At 38.2% G+C, this 18,534-nt stretch carries 17 protein-coding genes and 1 CRISPR repeat array; of the genes, 13 read left to right on the forward strand and 4 right to left on the reverse strand.

Going from position 1 to position 18,534, the window contains the following annotated elements; genetic code table 11:
- The first annotated feature begins 51 nt into the window (after window positions 1–51).
- Window positions 52–1,409: a CRISPR direct-repeat array (repeat unit 32 nt; unit sequence GTCGCATCCCACGCGGATGCGTGGATTGAAAT).
- Between the two features lie 314 nt (window positions 1,410–1,723).
- The 3 genes from BAZO_RS10060 to BAZO_RS10065 all read left to right on the forward strand — a co-directional run bounded on the left by BAZO_RS10060 (window position 1,724) and on the right by BAZO_RS10065 (window position 4,416).
- Window positions 1,724–2,659 (forward strand): IS110 family RNA-guided transposase, encoded by a 936-nt coding sequence (locus tag BAZO_RS10060; protein ID WP_235786724.1) that lies wholly within the window; start codon window positions 1,724–1,726, stop codon window positions 2,657–2,659.
- The gene (locus tag BAZO_RS23015; protein WP_235786725.1) at window positions 2,622–2,954 is read left to right on the forward strand and encodes a hypothetical protein; all 333 of its coding nucleotides are present in this window, start codon (window positions 2,622–2,624) and stop codon (window positions 2,952–2,954) included. Before BAZO_RS10060 ends, BAZO_RS23015 begins: the two co-directional genes overlap by 38 nt.
- Before the next feature lie 157 nt (window positions 2,955–3,111).
- Window positions 3,112–4,416, forward strand: a complete 1,305-nt coding sequence (locus BAZO_RS10065) for an IS91 family transposase (protein ID WP_081585682.1) — start codon at window positions 3,112–3,114, stop codon at window positions 4,414–4,416.
- A 536-nt stretch (window positions 4,417–4,952) separates the two neighbouring features.
- On the opposite strand, the gene BAZO_RS10070 is transcribed toward BAZO_RS10065, so the two are convergent.
- Entirely contained in the window at window positions 4,953–5,186 is a 234-nt protein-coding gene (locus BAZO_RS10070; RefSeq protein ID WP_003331355.1) for a hypothetical protein, read from the reverse strand.
- A 316-nt stretch (window positions 5,187–5,502) separates the two neighbouring features.
- Here BAZO_RS10070 and BAZO_RS10075 point away from each other — a divergent pair, with 316 nt between their 5' ends.
- From BAZO_RS10075 to BAZO_RS10095, 5 genes are read left to right on the forward strand one after another with little or no spacing between them, the layout of a single operon-like run.
- On the forward strand, window positions 5,503–6,681 hold the full coding sequence (locus tag BAZO_RS10075) for an ABC transporter substrate-binding protein (protein WP_003331356.1): 1,179 nt from the start codon (window positions 5,503–5,505) through the stop codon (window positions 6,679–6,681).
- Between the two features lie 25 nt (window positions 6,682–6,706).
- Window positions 6,707–7,588 carry a branched-chain amino acid ABC transporter permease gene (locus BAZO_RS10080; protein ID WP_003331357.1) on the forward strand — a complete coding sequence of 294 codons (882 nt, stop codon included), beginning with the start codon at window positions 6,707–6,709 and terminating at the stop codon, window positions 7,586–7,588.
- Between the two features lie 4 nt (window positions 7,589–7,592).
- Window positions 7,593–8,567, forward strand: coding sequence for a branched-chain amino acid ABC transporter permease (locus BAZO_RS10085; protein ID WP_003331358.1), 975 nt, complete (start codon window positions 7,593–7,595; stop codon window positions 8,565–8,567).
- On the forward strand, window positions 8,557–9,330 hold the full coding sequence (locus BAZO_RS10090; protein ID WP_003331359.1) for an ABC transporter ATP-binding protein: 774 nt from the start codon (window positions 8,557–8,559) through the stop codon (window positions 9,328–9,330). Before BAZO_RS10085 ends, BAZO_RS10090 begins: the two co-directional genes overlap by 11 nt.
- Window positions 9,323–10,024, forward strand: a complete 702-nt coding sequence (locus BAZO_RS10095; protein WP_003331360.1) for an ABC transporter ATP-binding protein — start codon at window positions 9,323–9,325, stop codon at window positions 10,022–10,024. Before BAZO_RS10090 ends, BAZO_RS10095 begins: the two co-directional genes overlap by 8 nt.
- Window positions 10,025–10,142: 118 nt before the next feature.
- Here BAZO_RS10095 and BAZO_RS10100 read toward each other — a convergent pair whose 3' ends face one another.
- The gene (locus BAZO_RS10100) at window positions 10,143–10,922 is read right to left on the reverse strand and encodes a sulfite exporter TauE/SafE family protein (RefSeq protein WP_003331361.1); all 780 of its coding nucleotides are present in this window, start codon (window positions 10,920–10,922) and stop codon (window positions 10,143–10,145) included.
- Between the two features lie 245 nt (window positions 10,923–11,167).
- Between BAZO_RS10100 and BAZO_RS10105 the strand changes: the two genes are divergently transcribed.
- Window positions 11,168–12,841: an FMN-binding glutamate synthase family protein gene (locus BAZO_RS10105; protein WP_003331362.1), complete on the forward strand. Its 1,674-nt coding sequence runs from the start codon at window positions 11,168–11,170 to the stop codon at window positions 12,839–12,841.
- Between the two features lie 64 nt (window positions 12,842–12,905).
- Here BAZO_RS10105 and rsiV read toward each other — a convergent pair whose 3' ends face one another.
- Entirely contained in the window at window positions 12,906–13,787 is an 882-nt protein-coding gene (gene rsiV / locus BAZO_RS10110) for an anti-sigma-V factor RsiV (protein ID WP_003331364.1), read from the reverse strand.
- Entirely contained in the window at window positions 13,780–14,301 is a 522-nt protein-coding gene (locus BAZO_RS10115; protein ID WP_003331365.1) for an RNA polymerase sigma factor, read from the reverse strand. The genes rsiV and BAZO_RS10115 overlap by 8 nt, the downstream gene beginning before the upstream one ends.
- Window positions 14,302–14,504: 203 nt before the next feature.
- On the opposite strand from BAZO_RS10115, the gene BAZO_RS10120 reads away from it, so the two are divergent.
- The 4 genes from BAZO_RS10120 to BAZO_RS21185 all read left to right on the forward strand — a co-directional run.
- Window positions 14,505–15,395 (forward strand): diacylglycerol kinase, encoded by an 891-nt coding sequence (locus BAZO_RS10120; protein ID WP_003331366.1) that lies wholly within the window; start codon window positions 14,505–14,507, stop codon window positions 15,393–15,395.
- Window positions 15,396–15,468: 73 nt separating this feature from the next.
- Complete coding sequence (gene rlmD / locus BAZO_RS10125; protein ID WP_003331367.1) at window positions 15,469–16,851, forward strand: 23S rRNA (uracil(1939)-C(5))-methyltransferase RlmD; 1,383 nt, start codon at window positions 15,469–15,471, stop codon at window positions 16,849–16,851.
- A 142-nt stretch (window positions 16,852–16,993) separates the two neighbouring features.
- Window positions 16,994–17,191 (forward strand): hypothetical protein, encoded by a 198-nt coding sequence (locus BAZO_RS10130; RefSeq protein WP_003331368.1) that lies wholly within the window; start codon window positions 16,994–16,996, stop codon window positions 17,189–17,191.
- Between the two features lie 144 nt (window positions 17,192–17,335).
- A partial coding sequence (locus BAZO_RS21185; protein ID WP_003331369.1) for a stalk domain-containing protein occupies window positions 17,336–18,534 on the forward strand: 1,199 nt, incomplete at its 3' end.

Raw genomic sequence — 18,534 nt, forward strand, 5'->3', positions numbered from 1 at the left:
GGATGCGTGGATTGAAATTCTTGGGCTGTTTTTAAAGCACCTGTTACCCGTGTCGCATCCCACGCGGATGCGTGGATTGAAATAATAATTTGTTCCCTATATTCTTTGTATTCTGAGGTCGCATCCCACGCGGATGCGTGGATTGAAATAACGCTGACGCTACAAACTATCAGGAAGTTATGGGTCGCATCCCACGCGGATGCGTGGATTGAAATTGTGCTTTGACCTTTTCTTCTGCGTTCAAATCATGTCGCATCCCACGCGGATGCGTGGATTGAAATCTTCCTCGATAGCGGTTTGCACACATGCACGAATGTGTCGCATCCCACGCGGATGCGTGGATTGAAATCGAGCTTAGACGATAGAAACACCAAAGAGAATTTTGTCGCATCCCACGCGGATGCGTGGATTGAAATATCCAAGATGTAGGACTACGACGGCACCATATTTTGTCGCATCCCACGCGGATGCGTGGATTGAAATCACTATATAATCCGAAGAGCCTAAATATTTTTATGTCGCATCCCACGCGGATGCGTGGATTGAAATAAACAACAAGAAGATGTTTGTTGTCCTGTTTGCTGTCGCATCCCACGCGGATGCGTGGATTGAAATTAATATAACAGGTGGTGAAGATAAATTGCTAACGAGTCGCATCCCACGCGGATGCGTGGATTGAAATGTAAAAAACGGGCCATGATCGGCTCGCCACCTGTCAGTCGCATCCCACGCGGATGCGTGGATTGAAATATCGAAGATGCCAGACGAATTGTGATTGAACGAGTCGCATCCCACGCGGATGCGTGGATTGAAATACTGATTCAAAACCAACGACATTACCTAAATTCGTCGCATCCCACGCGGATGCGTGGATTGAAATTATCAAACTCCTTTTTATTTTTATAATTGACTAGTCGCATCCCACGCGGATGCGTGGATTGAAATGTTATATTCCAAAGGAACTAAACAGTGATGATAATGTCGCATCCCACGCGGATGCGTGGATTGAAATGACTTCTGTTTCAGTTCCAAGATTCCCATTTCGATGTCGCATCCCACGCGGATGCGTGGATTGAAATCTTTTGAACGTTTGCCACCATCTAGTAGCCTTTTTCGCATCCCACGCGGATGCGTGGATTGAAATATCAGGTTCAGGGGGTGATGAACTAACTGGTGGAGTCGCATCCCACGCGGATGCGTGGATTGAAATCAAAAATCATAAATCACTCTGTAAATATTAATGTGTCGCATCCCACGCGGATGCGTGGATTGAAATAAAGTGGTTACAGAATCTTTCAGAAGCAGATAAGGTCGCATCCCACGCGGATGCGTGGATTGAAATGGGCTTGTAAATTTGGAAAATCCTCGGCTGGCAAAGTCGCATCCCACGCGGATGCGTGGATTGAAATCAGCAGAAACTTGATGCGGGTCTTTTAAAAAGATAAGAAACAACCATGGCTACGCAATCCGTAGCCACCATCTACAATGAAAATGAATTTCTATCAAAGACTAGAATTACCTCATTGATATGTGGCAATACAGAGAATAACAATACAACCAGGCTGAAAATACAATGGTGGGTCTTAAAAGAAGATACCCTGAATAAGAAACTGGTTATGACAGTATTGAAGTACCATTTACTGTGCATAGAGCACGTATACAAAAGTTTTGAATGATAACTACTGTCATATGTATTGTTAATTATTTGTGAGGTGATTCTTCCATGGAAGCAATGATTGAACGGTGTGTGGGCCTAGATGTACACCAAGAAACAGTGGTGGCTTGTGTATTATTTGGACCATTAGAAAAAAAGCCAAAAAAGTCGATTGAATCCTTCTCTACTACAACATCCGGATTGTTAAAATTACATGATTGGTTAGCATCCTTAGAAGTAACAAATGTTGTAATGGAAAGCACCGGGGTGTACTGGAAACCAGTTTGGAACATACTTGAAGATAATTTTCAACTTGTACTTGCCAATGCCAAACATGTAAAAAATGTACCTGGACGTAAAACAGACGTAAAAGACTCAGAGTGGCTTGCCAAACTATTACGAAGTGGACTTATTGAAGGGAATTTCGTTCCACCTGAAGATATTAGGGACCTACGAGATCTTACACGTTATCGAAAAAAACTAATTAATAATCGTACGGCTGAGCAAAATCGTATCCATAAAATTCTTCAAGACGCTAATATTAAGCTTACTTCTGTACTATCAAATATTTTCGGTCAATCGGGTCGGAAAATCTTGGAGGCTATAATTAATGGTGAAAAGATTGAAATGGAAAATCTTCGAGATATGGTACATTGGCGAACTAAGGCAAGTCTGGAGGACATAGCAGAAACTATAAATGGTCGTATTCGTCGTCACCATCGTGATATGTTACGTTATCATTGGGACCACATGGCTTATTTAGAGAAAGCGATAGAAGAGTTAGAAGAACAAATCGATCATTGTCTAACTCCTTACCGTAAGGAAGTAGAGCTATTGGATACGATCCCCGGCGTGAATAAAGCTGGTGCAGCCACATTTATTGCAGAAATGGGTGTTGATATGAGTGTGTTTAAATCTGCCAAACACCTTGCCTCATGGGCTGGTGTTAGTCCTGGAAATAATGAAAGTGCTGGTAAAAAAAACGAGCAAAACAACAAAAGGTAGCAAAGCGTTAAAAACAATGGCAGTAGAATGTGTATTGGCGACTTCAAGGCAAAACAATCGAATTTCTGCGCACAGAAAAAGAATTGCAAAACGACAAGGAAAGAAAAAAGCACAGATGGCTTCTGCCCACTTAATTATAACTATCGCTTATAACATTTTAAAAACAGGTGAACCGTACCAGGAACTAGGCACCGAATACGTCCACCAAGCATTACAGAACAAAGAACTCAAGATGATTGAATATCTAAAAAAGAAAGGCTATACAATCGAACAATCTGATCAACAAACTGCTTAACAAAACTGTTTTTAAAACGAAAATATTAATTAAGTCCTTCGAAAAAATTTTAAAAAGAAGGGCTAGCTTTCGTATTGCCTTCTAGCCAAAGTGTTTTCATACAAAAGTATAAAATTTGGGTCTACCACAGTCATTGAAGCTGTGGTATTTTCATTTTATGGAGACCAACATTTTGCGACAAATTTTTTTCGATAAACATCAACATTGGGAAGCGTTCAAGAAGAAACATGGAGCTAAAATCCGCCCTATCGTAATAAAGGAGGTTGAAAAGTTTCGTGACTGTGGGGATATCAAAAAAGGATTTAAGCTTTTTGTATGTGAAGGCTGCCATAGTGTAAAAAAAGTTCCTTATCGATGTAAAGGGCGTTTTTGTACTACTTGTTCTGTAGGGGAAAGTGAGGAATGGAGCCGATTACTCACTGAAGATGTCCTACAAGTTAATCATCGTCATGTTATTTTTACCATTGATGAAGGGTTGCGGGAAGTGTTCCTTCTTCATCGTCATTTACTAAAGGATTTAATGGATGCTGCATCAAGGCTGTTAACTGATTTCTTCAAAAAGAAAGCTAAGGTAATACCGGGTATTATTGCTGGACTTCATACCTTTGGTTCGAGGGTTAACTTCAATCCTCACGTCCATATGTTAGTTACAATGGGTGGTTTAACTGAAAAAGGAGAATGGAAGCAGTATGATTTCTTGCCATTTGCAATGTTACGTAAACAATGGCAGACAGTGGTCTTAAAATTAATTAGAAACGGAGTTTCGGAGAGAGAAAAGAAAAGAATTCAACCAAGACTTCAAAAGGCGTTCACCAATAATGGGGAAGGCTTCTATGTGTATGCCCCAAAACAGAGAGGAAAAATGAAAGAACAGCTACGTTATATTGGTCGTTATATTCGTCGACCAGCGATTGGTATCAATCGGATTGAGGAATATGATGGTCAGTACGTAACGTTTAAATATAAAGATAAAACTGATGGAAAAGAAAAGAGGGAAACAGTAAGCGTGGATGAGTTTATTTCACGTTTAATTCGTCATATTCCAGATGAACAATTTAAAACAATACGTCATTATGGAATGTACTCTAGACGATCAAAAACTATATGTAAAAAAATTTTAAGTATTTGGCAACAAAATATAAAACGTTGGGTTGTCAAAGTGAAGAAAACTCTATGTCGTCAGACATGGCGGGAAAGAATTGTGGCTAACGGAAAAAGGGACCCTCTCGTATGTCCAAAATGTGAATGTTATTATGAATACAAGGGGGAAGTCTGTCAAGAAAATGGTAAACTAGAAATTAAGGTAGCGTTGTGTGCCACTACTAGAGCTTATTTAGAAAGGGTGATTGAACATCTCACCAGTATCCAAACACCGCCAAAAAGGGAAGAAAAAGAAGAAAAATACCTCCCACAATCAAACCATGAAACAGAGCGTCAGCTATGTTTGTTTAGCGTGTCATGAAAAAGAAGAAATTCCACTAACTGTAGTGAGGGATTTTGATTTAATGGATGATGGAGACCCTGACACTCCCCCAATGTTTTCATGCGAAAAATGTGGAGGAGAAATGTATCCAGAGTATTATAAAGGAATACATGGCATAGAGTACAAGATATCGGATATTCTCTAGTCAAAAAAGGATCGGGCTATGCCCGGTTTTTCTTAATCGCATCCCACGCGGATGCGTGGATTTGGTGAAGCTAAGATGACTGCGAATTTAATCAATGGTCTAATATTAATTATTATTGTAGCAATTCTAATTTGTTTGTAGGGCAAGTTGGCAGATTTAGTAGATTAATGAAACTAGTGGAGATAGACGTAAATGGGGTTGGTAAATTATGGTATAGAGAGATAAATCTTTCTCATTGATTTCTGACTAATTTATTTAAATCCTTAATTTCAACCCCTTACTTGATAGAACGACAGGAAAGCGTTTCAATGATTCATTCTTGGTTTCGAACAAAAGCTTTTAATTCCTCATATTCATATTGTTCTGGGATTTAACTGATTACTTTCAATATCTGTTGTTGTCCATCTTTTAAGTCCAGTTGGCCGATCTTTAATTCATTCATTTGACCCTCGAGGTCTGATTTTAAATCAACCATCTGACTTTCTAAATCAGTCTTTAAATCTTTAACTGGATCTTCCAAACCTGCCTTAATATTTTTAACTTGGACTTCTAGTCCATCCAACCTTTGATTAATCTGTTGCAATACATTTTCCGTTTCTATCATTCTTCCAATGGCTATTCGTTATATTATGATAAACGGGCTTTCCTTGTGAAATTTCCAGAGTAACCTAAATTAATTTATTGTATTTTGGTGTATTAATATTCCCCTAAAATAATTCCTCATATAGCATGTTCTACTAGTTAAATAAAGTCCACATATTAATATAAAATACGATAAACCTATTTTACCGTCGATTATTCCTGTACCCCATTTAACAAGAAACCGTTTTCAAAAAAATAAATATACTATTTCTATTTACAAAATTCAGAAAATATAATTTAATAGAATAATATAAAAATAATTTTTTAGGGGGATTATGATGAAAAATGTCAAAATTTTATTGTTGGCATTGACTATGATGATGGCAATGTTCCTAGCTGCTTGTGGTGGGGGTAATGAAGCTACAAACAGCAATGAATCAAAAGAACAAGTTGGAGGAGATGCAGAAAAGTCTGCTGGCGCAGTTGAAGCAAAAATCGGAGTTATTGCTTGGATGACTGGTTCTGGCGCTGGTTATGGGGAAGCAATTACAAATGGAATTAACTTAGCGCTTGAAGAAATCAACGCTAAAGGTGAAGTGAAAATTGATCTAGTAGTCGAAGATTCTGCTGGTAAGCAGGAGCAAGCATTATCAGCAGCACAAAAGTTAATTAACTCTGATAATGTTACTGGTTTAATTGGACCTACATTAAGTACTGAAATGAACGTAGTTGGACCTGAAGCAGATTTAGCCGGTGTGCCTACAATGGGAACGTCAACAACTGCACAGGGTATTCCAGAAATTGGGGACTATATTTTTAGGGATTCCATTCCTGAGTCTTTAGCAATTCCAGCAGCGATGCAAAAAGCAATCGATAAATATGGTGTTAAAAAAGTAGCAATCATGTATGGAAACGACGATGTATTCACAAAGTCAGGTTTTGACACAATGAAAGCTACTGCAGAAGAAATGGGCTTAGAAATTTTAACAATTGAAACATTCCAAAAAGGTCAATCAGACTATAATGCACAATTAACAAAAATTAAGAATTTAAATCCTGAGTTAATTCTTTGTTCTGCTTTATATAATGAAGGGGCTGTAATTATGGACCAAGCTCGTAAGATGGGACTTACAGTACCATTCGTTGGCGGTAATGGATTTAACTCGCCAGAAGTTATCAAAATTGCTGGTGATGCAGCAAATGGTTTAATCGTTGCAACACCTTGGTTTGGTGCTAAAGAAGATGCAAAGGTACAAGAATTTGTTAAGAAATATACTGAAAAATTCGGTAAAGAACCTGATCAATTCGCGGCACAAGCATATGATGGCCTTTACTTATTTGCAGAAGCTATTAAAAATGCAGGTGAAGCAGACCGTGATGCAGTTCGTGATGCGTTAGCAGAAATTAAAGACTTTGAAGGTATTTTAGGTGTTATGTCATTTGACGAAGTTGGGGATATCGTAATGGATCCAACTGTATTGGTAATTGACGGGGGTCAATTCAAATTATTTGAATAATGGTTTGTGAAAGGAGAGGCACCAATTGTTTATAGAGCAGTTAATCAACGGCATAACGCTTGGTAGTATTTATGCAATAGTAGCACTGGGGTTTACGTTAGTATTCGGTGTTTTAAATATTATCAATATGTCACACGGTGAAATATTTATGTTCGGTGCCTTTATGGGAGTGCTTGTAACTCAGACTTATCAATTGCCTTTATGGGTAGGGTTCCTAGTTGCTATTGCTGTTACAGGCATTATGGGTTATTTCTTGGAACGTTTCGCATTAAGGCCACTACGAGGGAAGCAAGGTGTATCACACCTTGCTCCTCTTATAAGTACCATAGGGGTATCTATATTTCTTGAAAATCTTGCCCATCATTTATTTGGTGCGGGGAATCACCCATTTAGAACTTCTTTTTCAGAGATTAGTATAAAGGTTGGATCCATAACAATTTACGTTGTGCAAATTGTTATTTTTGTTATTTCCGTCATATTAATGATCGGGCTATCCTATTGGTTATCAAAGACAAAAGCCGGAAAAGCATTACGGGCTAGTGCAGAAAACCTAAATGCAGCAAGCTTACTTGGCGTAAACACAAAAAGAATCATTACTTTAACCGTGATCCTTGCGTCTGCTATGGGAGGTATTGCGGGTATCTTAGTTGGAATGGCATTTAACTCAGTTACACCGCAAATGGGTCTTTCGATGGGCCTAAAAGGACTTGCCATTATTATTTTAGGCGGCATGGGTAGCGTCCGAGGCGCTATGGCTGGCGGTTTAATTTTAGGTTTATCTGAAACATTTGTTGTCGCTTTTGGTGATTCAGGTTATCGTGACGCGATTGCCTTTGTTATGATCATCATCATTCTATTAGTTCGTCCTCAAGGACTATTTGGATCTGCGACAGCGGAAAGGCCGTGATGAGATGTTAGAAAATATGATTAATCCATATTATTTACAAGTAGCTTCATTCGTATTAATCAATATCATTCTGGGTATCAGTATTTATATAACACTCGCTACTGGTCAGATTTCGTTAGGTAATGCCGGTTTTATGGGGATTGGAGCTTATACTTCAGCGCTTGTTACAATCCACTTTGATCTACCTATTATTATAGGAATAGTATTGGGAACAATTGTGGCTGGATTTGTTGGTCTTTTAGTAGGTTTACCAACATTAAGACTTCAAGGCGTGTTTTTAGCTATTTGTACGCTAGGTTTTGGTGAAGTAGTCCGGGTTTTCTTTATTAACTGGGAATCTGTAACTAATGGAGCTGTGGGAATTTCCGGAATCCCGCATATTGGACGTGAAATTCTTGCAACAGCAAAAGAGTGGGGAATTAATCCTGCTGATTGGGGTCTTCGAAACAATCAATTTATTAGTTTAGCAGTTTTCGTTCTTTTATTGTTAATTGTGATCATATTGTTATGGTTTTTCATCCGTCAAAATAATTCACGAGTTGGCCGCGCCTTTGCCGCAATCAGAATGGATGAAAAAGCGACGGAAGCTATGGGTGTTAACATAACTTACTATAAAATTTTAGCCTTTGTACAAGGTGCTATGATTTCGGGATTTGCAGGGACGTTATTTGCTCATGTTGTTGCTTATATTAGCCCGGCCGATTTCTCTTATCATAAGGCAGTAGAAATTTTAATATTCGCTGTGTTTGGTGGTAGTGAAGTCATTTGGGGTCCTGTATTCGGTGCAGCATTACTAACATCGTTACCAGAGTTTTTAAGAGGTATCGCAGAATATCGCTTTATGATTTATGGAGCTATCCTTGTAGCAATGATGGCGTTCCGTCCACAAGGTATTCTTGATCCAATTTGGTTTAGAAATATAAAACTATCTAAAAAACGTAAAACTTCAGTGAAAAGGGGTGCTGACCATGGTGCTTGAAATTAAACAAGTTAGTAAAAGCTTTGGTGGTCTCCAGGCATTAACTGATGTAACGTTTTCAATTGAAGAGGGTCAAGTTTTCGGGTTGATAGGTCCGAATGGTGCCGGGAAAACAACGATGTTTAATATTATTACATCTATGTTTCCACCAACTGTCGGTGAGATTAAATTTTTAAAAGAGAATATCACGGGTTTGAAGCCTTACCAAATAACGGATAAAGGAATTTGCCGGACATTTCAAAATATCCGTTTATTCCAACAAATGACTGTACTTGAAAATGTAATGGTTGGTACACATTGCCGAACAAAATCTGGTGTTTGGAAAAGTGTTTTCAGACCAAAGTCGCAAAAGCTGGAAGAAAAAGAGGTAATAGAAAAAGCGGAAAGCCTTCTAGAATTAGTAGGGTTGCTAGAATATAAGGATACGATTGCCGAAAATCTTTCATATGGTCAGCAAAGGCGTTTGGAGATTGCCCGGGCTCTTGCTAGTTCACCCAAACTATTATTATTGGATGAACCAGCGGCTGGGATGAATGAAAAAGAAACACAAGATTTATTAGATTTAATCTTCTTAATCAAAAGCAAAGGCTTAACGATTTTATTAATTGAACATGATATGCCTTTAGTAATGAAGGCATGTGATCGTATTGCTGTACTCAATTTCGGACAAAAAATAGCCGAAGGTACCCCAAAGGAAATTCAAGATGATCCTGTCGTAATCGAAGCCTACCTTGGCAGAGAGGAGGACGAGGAACTTGCTTAAAGTTCAAGGGATTAGTACTTATTATGGGAAAATACAAGCGCTGAAAGGCATCTCATTAGAAGTAAAAGAAGGTACCATTGTCACCATTCTAGGAGCAAATGGTGCCGGTAAAACTACGACTATGAATACAATAAGTGGTCTGCTCCATCCGAAGGAAGGGAAGATTTCTTTCCAAAACGAGGACATTACAAAATTGGAGCCATTTCAACTCGTTCGAAAAGGGATTGCTCTAGTACCAGAAGGTCGTGCAATTTTAACAGGCATGACGGTATTAGAAAATCTTGAAATGGGAGCTTATCACCGAAATGATAAAGAAGTAAAACAGGATTTGGAAATGGTAATGGACCGATTCCCAATCCTTCGTGAACGAAAATCCCAATTAGGCGGTACGTTATCTGGTGGACAGCAGCAGATGCTTGCTATCGCAAGAGCGCTTATGTCTAAGCCGAAGCTTCTGTTATTAGATGAACCATCCATGGGATTAGCACCGCTAATCGTTCAAGATATTTTTAGAATTGTAAAAGAAATTAATACTACAGGAACAACGGTTTTAATCGTAGAGCAAAATGCGCGCCAAGCATTAAAAATAGCTGACTACGGCTATGTACTTGAAACTGGAAAGGTTGTTGCGGAAGGACCTGCAGCACAATTGCTGGAGGATTCAAGCATTAAAGAAGCTTATCTAGGACACTAGTGAATCATTAATAAACATACTAAAATACTAAAAGCCTTGATGATATCAAATATCAGCAAGGCTTTTTGAATAGTGGGACAGAGAACCCGACCCCGCGGTACGAGCCCCCGTGATCTATTTAGAAAATATGAATCTTATGCATGTAAGTCCAAATATTTTTCCCGATTAGCACAACTGTAATTGCGATAAATAACACTTTTACGTAAGCAACCCCGGTTTTTATCGCCATTTTCGACCCCACAAATGCACCAAGGACCATCGCAATCCCCATTGGTATGCCGTATTGGAAGTTAACGGAGCCGAAAATGATAAAGATTATAAGAGACGTGATGTTGCTAGAAAAATTTAAAGCTTTAGCATTCCCGGCTGCTTCTACAAAATCAAAGCCTAAAAATAAGAAAGAAAAAATAAGAAACGATCCAACCCCTGCACCCAAAACCCCATCATAGAATCCTAAAATGAAGGCAGTAGAAGTAATGAAAATCATCATTTTTGTTGATAGTTTCTTAAACTTTGATTTAACTCCCCAATCTTTTTTAAAGATTGTGTATACCGTAACTAGAATTAGCATAATCAAAACAAGCTTATTCAAAAAATCAGCCGGTATTAAATGGACAACATAAACACCGATCGCCGATCCAATGATAGACAGTGGCAAAAGCTTTAAAACAATCTTTTTATTAACCTTTCCTGAACTAAGAAAGGAGATGGTACTAGTTAGAGAGCCCATTGTTGCTGCCAACTTATTAGTACCTAACGCAATGGATGGGGGTAGACCAGTAAATAATAAGGCAGGGATGGAAATGAGCCCGCCGCCTCCAACCGCCGAATCGATAAAAGCAGCAGCAAAGCCACAAATAATTAAGAAAGCTAACATCCCTAAGTTAAATTCATCCATTTATGATGCCTCCGAATTCTTGTCTATATACTTTATAAAAATAATTATTTCTTCTTTAATATATACTCTTAATTTATCAAGTAGTAAATATTAAGTTTTTCCAAACATTAAACACATAAAAAATTTTAAAATTATTGGATTGACTCGGATTTTGTAGGATGGGATTATAATGTGTTAAGGCTATCGAGGGAAAAATGGAAGCGTTTAATAATTTCATAGATAGGTAGCCGGGAGGGAATATAGTAATGGAAAATATTAATTTATTTGTTATGGTAGGAGCAGCACTAATTCTATTTATTGTTTTTGCATTGCTTGTATCTGGGTTCATTTTATACATGGTATTGAGAAAACGGGATACACAGCAAACGCAGCATTCTATAAGAAGGAATTTCCCAGTTCTTTCTCATATCCGTTATATTTCAGAACATATCGGACCAGAACTTAGACAGTACCTATTTGAGGGGGATCATGAAGCAAAGCCATTTTCTCGATTGGATTTCCAATTTATTGTCAAAGCTGGTAAATATGCTAAAACGATTATTGCTTTTGGTAGTAAGCGGGATTTTGAGAAGCCAGGTTTTTATATTCGAAATGCTTTTTTTGCAAAACAAATAACAGATTTAGAAGCAGATAACAAGAAATTAATTGATACACAAAAATATGTAACTGATAAAGATACATTATTTGCACGTCATGAACATAGTATGGAGGCACAGATCAAACCTTGGCATTATACAGATCGTGACGCTGTTGTCATGGGAAAAGACACTTGTCGCATTCCTTATAAAATCAAAAGTCCAGTAGCTATGAGTGGTATGAGTTATGGTGCTTTAGGTGATCATGCAATTACTGCTTTATCATATGGTTTAAAAGACGCAGGTGCTTATATGAACACTGGGGAAGGTGGAATTTCGCCCTACCATTTAAAAGGTGGAGCAGATATCATTGCTCAGATTGGCCCGGCCAAATTTGGATTCAGAAATGAAGACGGTTCATTTTCATATGAGGAACTTCGTAAAAAGGCTGCAATTCCACAGGTTAAAGCCTTTGAATTAAAGCTTGGCCAAGGTGCTAAAATTCGCGGTGGTCACGTTGAAGCTGCTAAGGTTACACCAGAAATTGCAGAAATTCGCGGTGTAGAACCATATAAAACAATTGATTCATCAAACCGTTTTGAAGAGTTCCATGACATGAAGACCATGATGGACTTTATTGAAAAGATAAGAGAAGTATCTGGAAAACCGGTTGGAATTAAAATTGTAATCGGCAGTGAAGAGACCTTTGAAGAATTTGTTGGTTTTATGGCTAAGACAAATCGTTATCCTGATTTCATTACGATTGATGGTGGAGAAGGCGGTACAGGTGCCACTTATCAAGCAATGGCTGACTCTGTAGGTCTTCCGATTAAACCAGCTTTAATGATTGCACAAAGGGTATTGAAGAAATACAAAATGCGCGACAAAGTAACCATTATCGCAAGCGGCAAGTTATTCTCTCCTGATAAAATTGCGATAGCTCTAGCACTAGGGGCAGATGTTATCCAAATCGCAAGAGGACTTATGATTTCAGTAGGCTGTATTGGAGCACAAAAATGCCACTCCAATGAATGTCCTGTTGGTGTAGCAACAACTGATCCTAAGCTGCAAAAAGCTCTAGTTATCGAGGAAAAGAGATACCGGGTAACCAATTATATGACAACTCTTCGTGAAGAATTGTTCATGTTGGCAGCCGCTGCAGGCTTAACTTCACCAAGACAATTCAATGAGAAGCACGTTGTTTATGTAGATAATGAGTTCCAGGCAAAAACAATTGCCCAAGTAAAAGAAGTAGTACAAGTTAAAGAGTTAGTAAGTGTAAAAGTAGTGGAAAAAGTAGTAGAAGCTGAAAAAGAAAAGGAAAAAGAACTACAATTAGTCTAATAAGAATAATAGATCATATACAAAATGGAACACGGGGTCTCGTGTTCCATTTTTTTTCATCCCATTATTTTATATATTCATCACTAACAAGAGTGTCCGCTAAGATTTCTGATGGAATGGTGAATTCCACAACACCCATATAACCCGGTGCCACCTCATATTTATCAAATACAATCACTAATTTGTTGTATTTAGTAATGTAGAAGGATTGGTTCGCTTTTATTTTCTCAAATGGATCAAAGAGATCTTCTTCTTGCTTATTAGGATTATCTACCCAATAAATTAGGGAAGTGTCCTTTTCCATTTGCGAGAGCATTTGTCTTTTAATTTCCTCGCTTATCACGTTAATATAGGCATCATTCTTAAAAAGGCTAGGCAATGTGATGAGTAAGCCTTTTTGTTTATCAATCGTGTCAAATTGGTAGGTCGTTGAAGAGGAGCCAACTGTATTCACAACATAGCGTCCAATTGATAAAATTCGATCGGTATCTGTTTTTATTTCATATCCGCTGTCTACCCCTAAATGGCCTCCATTAGCTGCTTTTAGTTCCTCGATATCAGCCTGGAATTGTTCATATAGTGCCTTGCTTTCTTCTAAATATTTTTCATTTAAAGTAGCTTGCAGTCCCTCATTATTAAGGTTATGAATGGCAGGTGTTTTTATGTCAGCATTATAGGTTTCTTCATCAACTTTAAATTCGACAAAGGTCAATACTTTCACAATGTTTCCGATAACAGGAACCTCAGCCATCGTTTTTGCGAATGTCTCGTTTACATTTAATCCACCAACGAACACCACCGAAGCAACTGCTACTCCTGCAATCCATTTTGTTTTTCTATTTTTCCTCGGTTTTTGCTGAAGGGCTTTTTTTACAACAAAGTCTAATTCATTAGGAATAGGGATATTATCATAATCAGCCTTTAATTTTTCAATCTTTTTATCCATTTAACTTACCTCCTAGAATGGATTGATCTTTGTCCTCAATTTGGATTCGGAGCAGCTTAAGTGCTCTATATAGACGGGTCTTTATTGTGTTTTCATTCTCATGCAGGATTTCTGAAATCTCACGAAGAGTTAGGTCTTCAAAAAATTTTAGAATGATAATAACCCGATATTTTGGTGGGAGTTGATCCAGTCCTCTTGTTAAATCAACATTTTCATAAGTATCATTGCTATTGGGACTAACAAACTCCAAAGTTTCTTCATCGACACTAATTTCTCGTTTCTGTTTACGTAATAAATCCAGTGAAGTATTTACTACGATCCGATAAAACCAGCTTTTCAATCCTTCTGGGCGTTCAAGACTATATACGGATTTCAGGGCCTTATGGATCGATTCTTGAATGATGTCCAGCGCATCTTCTTTGTTTTTTACATAAGAGAAGGCCAATCTATAGAACTTCTCCTTTTCTGCGATAATTAAATCGGTTAGTAATTTTTCCAGCTCCTTATTCTTCACCGGAAACACCTCCTCTTTTCTCTTTCTATCTATAAGACGTTTCATGGAGTGCAAAAAGTTTTTTAATATGATTTTATTTAACAATAAACCAAGTTTTTCGACAAATGGACTAGAGCCTTAAAAGAATTGCTTATCCATGTGAAATTCGATATGATGTTAAATAGTGGAATTGAAAAATTGAATTAAATGGTAGGATGGTAAATATGCAAAGAGCGCGTATTATATATAACCCAACTTCTGGACGAGAGCTTTTTAAACGACATATCCCGGAGGTTTTAATGAAGCTTGAGGCTGCTGGTTATGAAACCTCATGTCATGCGACAAAAGGTCCTGGGGATGCAACGATTGCTGCCAGTCTTGCGGCTAATCGGGGATTTGATGTCGTTATTGCAGCTGGTGGTGATGGGACAATTAATGAAGTTGTTAATGGCTTAGCTATTCATGAAGTCCGTCCGAAACTTGGAATTATTCCTGTTGGGACAACGAACGACTTCGCACGTGCAATTAAAGCGAATGGTTCGATAGATAAAGCAGTCGATATAATTGCTGCAGGTTATTCGAAAAAAATGGATATTGGAAAAGTAAATGATCAATATTTCATTAATATTGCTGGTGGCGGGCGTTTGACTGAGTTGACTTATGAGGTTCCGAGTAAGTTAAAAACGGTATTAGGACAACTTGCTTATTATATTAAAGGAGTCGAAATGCTCCCAACACTTAAACCAACTCCGGTGAAAATAGAGTATGACGGAAAGCTTTTTGAAGGTGAAGTCATGCTATTTTTAGTGGCTAATACGAACTCTGTCGGCGGATTTGAGAGGTTGGCCCCAAAAGCCGATCTTGCAGACGGTTTATTTGACTTTTTAATCCTTAAGAAAGCGAATATGGCTGACTTTTTAAGGATTGCAACATTAGTGTTAAGAGGGGAGCATCTTAACGATGATCTGATCATTTATACGAAAGCTAATCGTATAAAAGTGACGTCTGATGAAAAAGTCCAGCTTAATCTTGATGGTGAATTTGGCGGTGTTTTGCCTGCGGAGTTTATTAATTATTATCAGCATATTGAAGTGTTTGTACCAAAAGATTTCTAGTAAAAATGAGGGCAAAACCGATAAATGGTTTGCCTTTTTCTACTTTAAGAAATAACAATAAAGGAAGATTGACATGGCAAAACTAGAAGCACCGATAAATAAAAACGATGTGATAGAGGTAACTTTTGAAGATTTAACACATGAAGGGGCAGGGGTAGCAAAGGTTGATGGGTTCCCGCTATTTGTCCCCAATGGTTTACCTGGAGAACAGGCCCAAATCAAGATTGTTAAAGTGAAAAAAGGGTATGGATATGGGAAGATTCTTGAATTTTACAAAAAAAGCCCTGATCGCATTGAACCAGTCTGTCCCATCTATAAGCAATGCGGTGGCTGCCAGCTTCAGCATTTAAGTTGCGAAGCACAGCTGAAATTTAAGCAAAAACAAGTAAAAGAAGTACTAACAAGAATTGGACATTTGGAAAATATCACTGTCCATCCCGTCCTTGGAATGAAGGACCCGTGGAAATATCGTAATAAATCACAGGTCCCAGTTGGTGAAATCGAAGGTGGCTTGGTGGCAGGATTCTTTCAACAGCGGAGTCATACGATCATTAATATGGAAGAATGTCTAATCCAGGCAGAGGAGAATGACCGTGTTGTTCAAGGTGTTAAACGAATTGCGGAAAAATACGGAATGAGAGCCTATAATGAAGAAACACATTCAGGTACACTCCGCCACATTGTAACTCGCTATGGTCGGAAAACGCAGGATGTTATGGTTGTGCTTATAACGAGAACTGAAAATTTTCAGCATAAAGATAAAATCATTGACGATATTCATGAAGCTTTTCCACAAGTAAAATCAATCATCCAAAATATTAATTCAAAGCGAACAAATGTCATTTTTGGTGATAAGACAAAGGTGTTATGGGGCGACGAATATCTATACGATTCAATTGGAGATATTCAATTTGCAATCTCAGCCCGTTCCTTTTACCAAGTTAACCCGGAACAGACAAAGGTTTTATATGATAAAGCATTAGAATACGCTAAATTGTCCGGTGAAGAAACGGTCATTGATGCTTATTGCGGGATTGGAACTATATCATTATTCTTAGCGCAAAAAGCTATGAAAGTGTACGGAGTAGAGATTGTGCCTGAAGCGATTGAAGATGCGAAAAGAAATGCGAAACTTAATGGCATGACTAATGTTGAGTTTGAAGTAGGAAAATCAGAGGAAATCATCCCGGCATGGCATCAACAAGGTATTAAAGCTGACGTCATCGTTGTCGATCCGCCTCGCAAAGGCTGTGATACTGAACTACTTGAAACGATCATTAAAATGAAACCGAAGCGGGTAGTCTATGTTTCTTGTAACCCGGGAACACTGGCACGAGACCTGCGTATCCTAGAAGATGGCGGATTTAAAACAATCGAGGTACAGCCGGTAGATATGTTTCCGCATACGAACCATGTTGAGTGTGTAGTGTCTACATATCTTGCTGATGACAAATAACAGGAATGCCTAAACTGATTGTGAAAATTCTATATAGAAAAGCAAAGCTCATGCCACCTAAGCATGGGCTTTAAAAATGACTTGAAAGCCTATCGAAACAGAGGTAACATCAACAAAACTTGATGATTAGGAGGCTTTGTTGATGGTCGGAATCGAGATGGATGATATAACGGCTAAAAAACTTTTAGAGATCGCTGGTCGCCATTACAAGCTTGTTTATGAATTAGGGAACAGAAGTACTTCTAAGGAGCGCAGGATAGAAATTATGGAAGAAATTCAGAGTTTACGAATCAGAAGGGATACTATTATTGAAGGATTGAAAAAAGATCAAATAAAATGAGTTTTTATCCATAGTAAATGCAGCAAAATTTTTTTGAAACTTCACAAATTTTAGGGTATGATATAAAAGGAAAATCAAACCATTTTTGGTATTTTGCTAGATAAGATATATATATTAACTATTATTCTATTATCAGGAGGAACTATGAAATACGATCGAAATGTAAATTATTCAAAAAGAATTAAGAACTTCCTAGTCTCTACTACATTAGCAAGCTCTTTGGTAACGTTTGGAAGTGTAGGATTTGCAAGTGACTCATCGGAAATTATCAATGAATCTTCTTTTATCCAAGATCAAGTTGAAATCGATGGGGACATGATTAACTTCCCACAAACAGAAGTTGATAGTAGTGGCGGAGCAGGAGCGTTAGCTCAAGCCAAGGTAGAGATTAACGGGAAGATTGTAAACTTCTCCCAACCTGCAGTCGTCAAAAACGGCTCTACATTAGTTCCTTTAAGGGGTATCTTCGAGGCTCTCGGAGCCAAAGTAGATTGGAACCAAGCAACCCAAACCGTGACAGGAACAAAAGGTGACCTAACAGTGAAACTAACAATCGGTCAAAAGACTGCCTATGTAAACGGAAAAGCAGTTCAACTAGCCGAACCTGCTCAAATTTTAAACGGTTCTACTTTAGTACCACTCCGTTTCATCGGAGAATCGTTAGGCTCACAAGTATCATGGGATGGAGCACGTCAAACGGCAGTTATCAAAGATTCGTCAGCAGTACAACCATCTACACCAGTAGAGAAACCAAAAGAAACCAACGATGGTAAAGTAGTAAACGGCATCAAAGCCAACTACGGAAGTCATACTTACGCAGTAAAGAACCAAAAGGAATACGATCAAGTAATGTCTATTATTGATAACGCTATTGATAAAGCAGACTCAGTCACTTTTGGTGGAAGATACGCAGATGCAGCCGAGAAATATATTAATTCATACCCTAACTGGGATAAAACAGATAAAACCCAAGCAGGTATGGATGAGGTATTTGGACCACTTTTGAAAAACGGAGTAAGCAAGGAAGAAGTAAAATGGTTATACAAATTATCAGTAACTGCTAATACACTATCGCAGCAAAGGGAATCAGGTAGAGACGGCTCTCCACGTTCCGCTTACGATGAATTGGTAAACAAAGTAGGAGACTGTGACTCAGCAGCTCAAGCTCACTCAGCTTTATTCGACGCAGCAGGTTACAGCACAGCCATCGTAGCAGGTCAGAATCATGCTTATGTATATGTAAAGGTGAAAGGTAAATGGTACTCACCACAAGGTGGGAGTTTTGCAGGTGGGGTAGAAAATCTAACTGTACCTAAAGGTGGTTGGTTCCTCTCCAACCCAAC

Source organism: Schinkia azotoformans LMG 9581 (assembly GCF_000307855.1).
GTDB classification, from domain to species: domain Bacteria; phylum Bacillota; class Bacilli; order Bacillales; family Bacillaceae_J; genus Schinkia; species Schinkia azotoformans.

Bases quoted from the DNA above. Each gene is read 5' to 3' on its own strand.
- BAZO_RS10060 (WP_235786724.1), top strand. From the start codon at position 1,724: ATGGAAGCAATGATTGAACGGTGTGTGGGCCTAGATGTACACCAAGAA.
- BAZO_RS10065 (WP_081585682.1), top strand. From the start codon at position 3,112: ATGGAGACCAACATTTTGCGACAAATTTTTTTCGATAAACATCAACAT.
- BAZO_RS10070 (WP_003331355.1), bottom strand. From the start codon at position 5,186: ATGATAGAAACGGAAAATGTATTGCAACAGATTAATCAAAGGTTGGAT.
- BAZO_RS10075 (WP_003331356.1), top strand. From the start codon at position 5,503: ATGAAAAATGTCAAAATTTTATTGTTGGCATTGACTATGATGATGGCA.
- BAZO_RS10085 (WP_003331358.1), top strand. From the start codon at position 7,593: ATGTTAGAAAATATGATTAATCCATATTATTTACAAGTAGCTTCATTC.
- BAZO_RS10090 (WP_003331359.1), top strand. From the start codon at position 8,557: ATGGTGCTTGAAATTAAACAAGTTAGTAAAAGCTTTGGTGGTCTCCAG.
- BAZO_RS10100 (WP_003331361.1), bottom strand. From the start codon at position 10,922: ATGGATGAATTTAACTTAGGGATGTTAGCTTTCTTAATTATTTGTGGC.
- BAZO_RS10105 (WP_003331362.1), top strand. From the start codon at position 11,168: ATGGAAAATATTAATTTATTTGTTATGGTAGGAGCAGCACTAATTCTA.
- rsiV (WP_003331364.1), bottom strand. From the start codon at position 13,787: ATGGATAAAAAGATTGAAAAATTAAAGGCTGATTATGATAATATCCCT.
- BAZO_RS10120 (WP_003331366.1), top strand. From the start codon at position 14,505: ATGCAAAGAGCGCGTATTATATATAACCCAACTTCTGGACGAGAGCTT.
- rlmD (WP_003331367.1), top strand. From the start codon at position 15,469: ATGGCAAAACTAGAAGCACCGATAAATAAAAACGATGTGATAGAGGTA.
- BAZO_RS10130 (WP_003331368.1), top strand. From the start codon at position 16,994: ATGGTCGGAATCGAGATGGATGATATAACGGCTAAAAAACTTTTAGAG.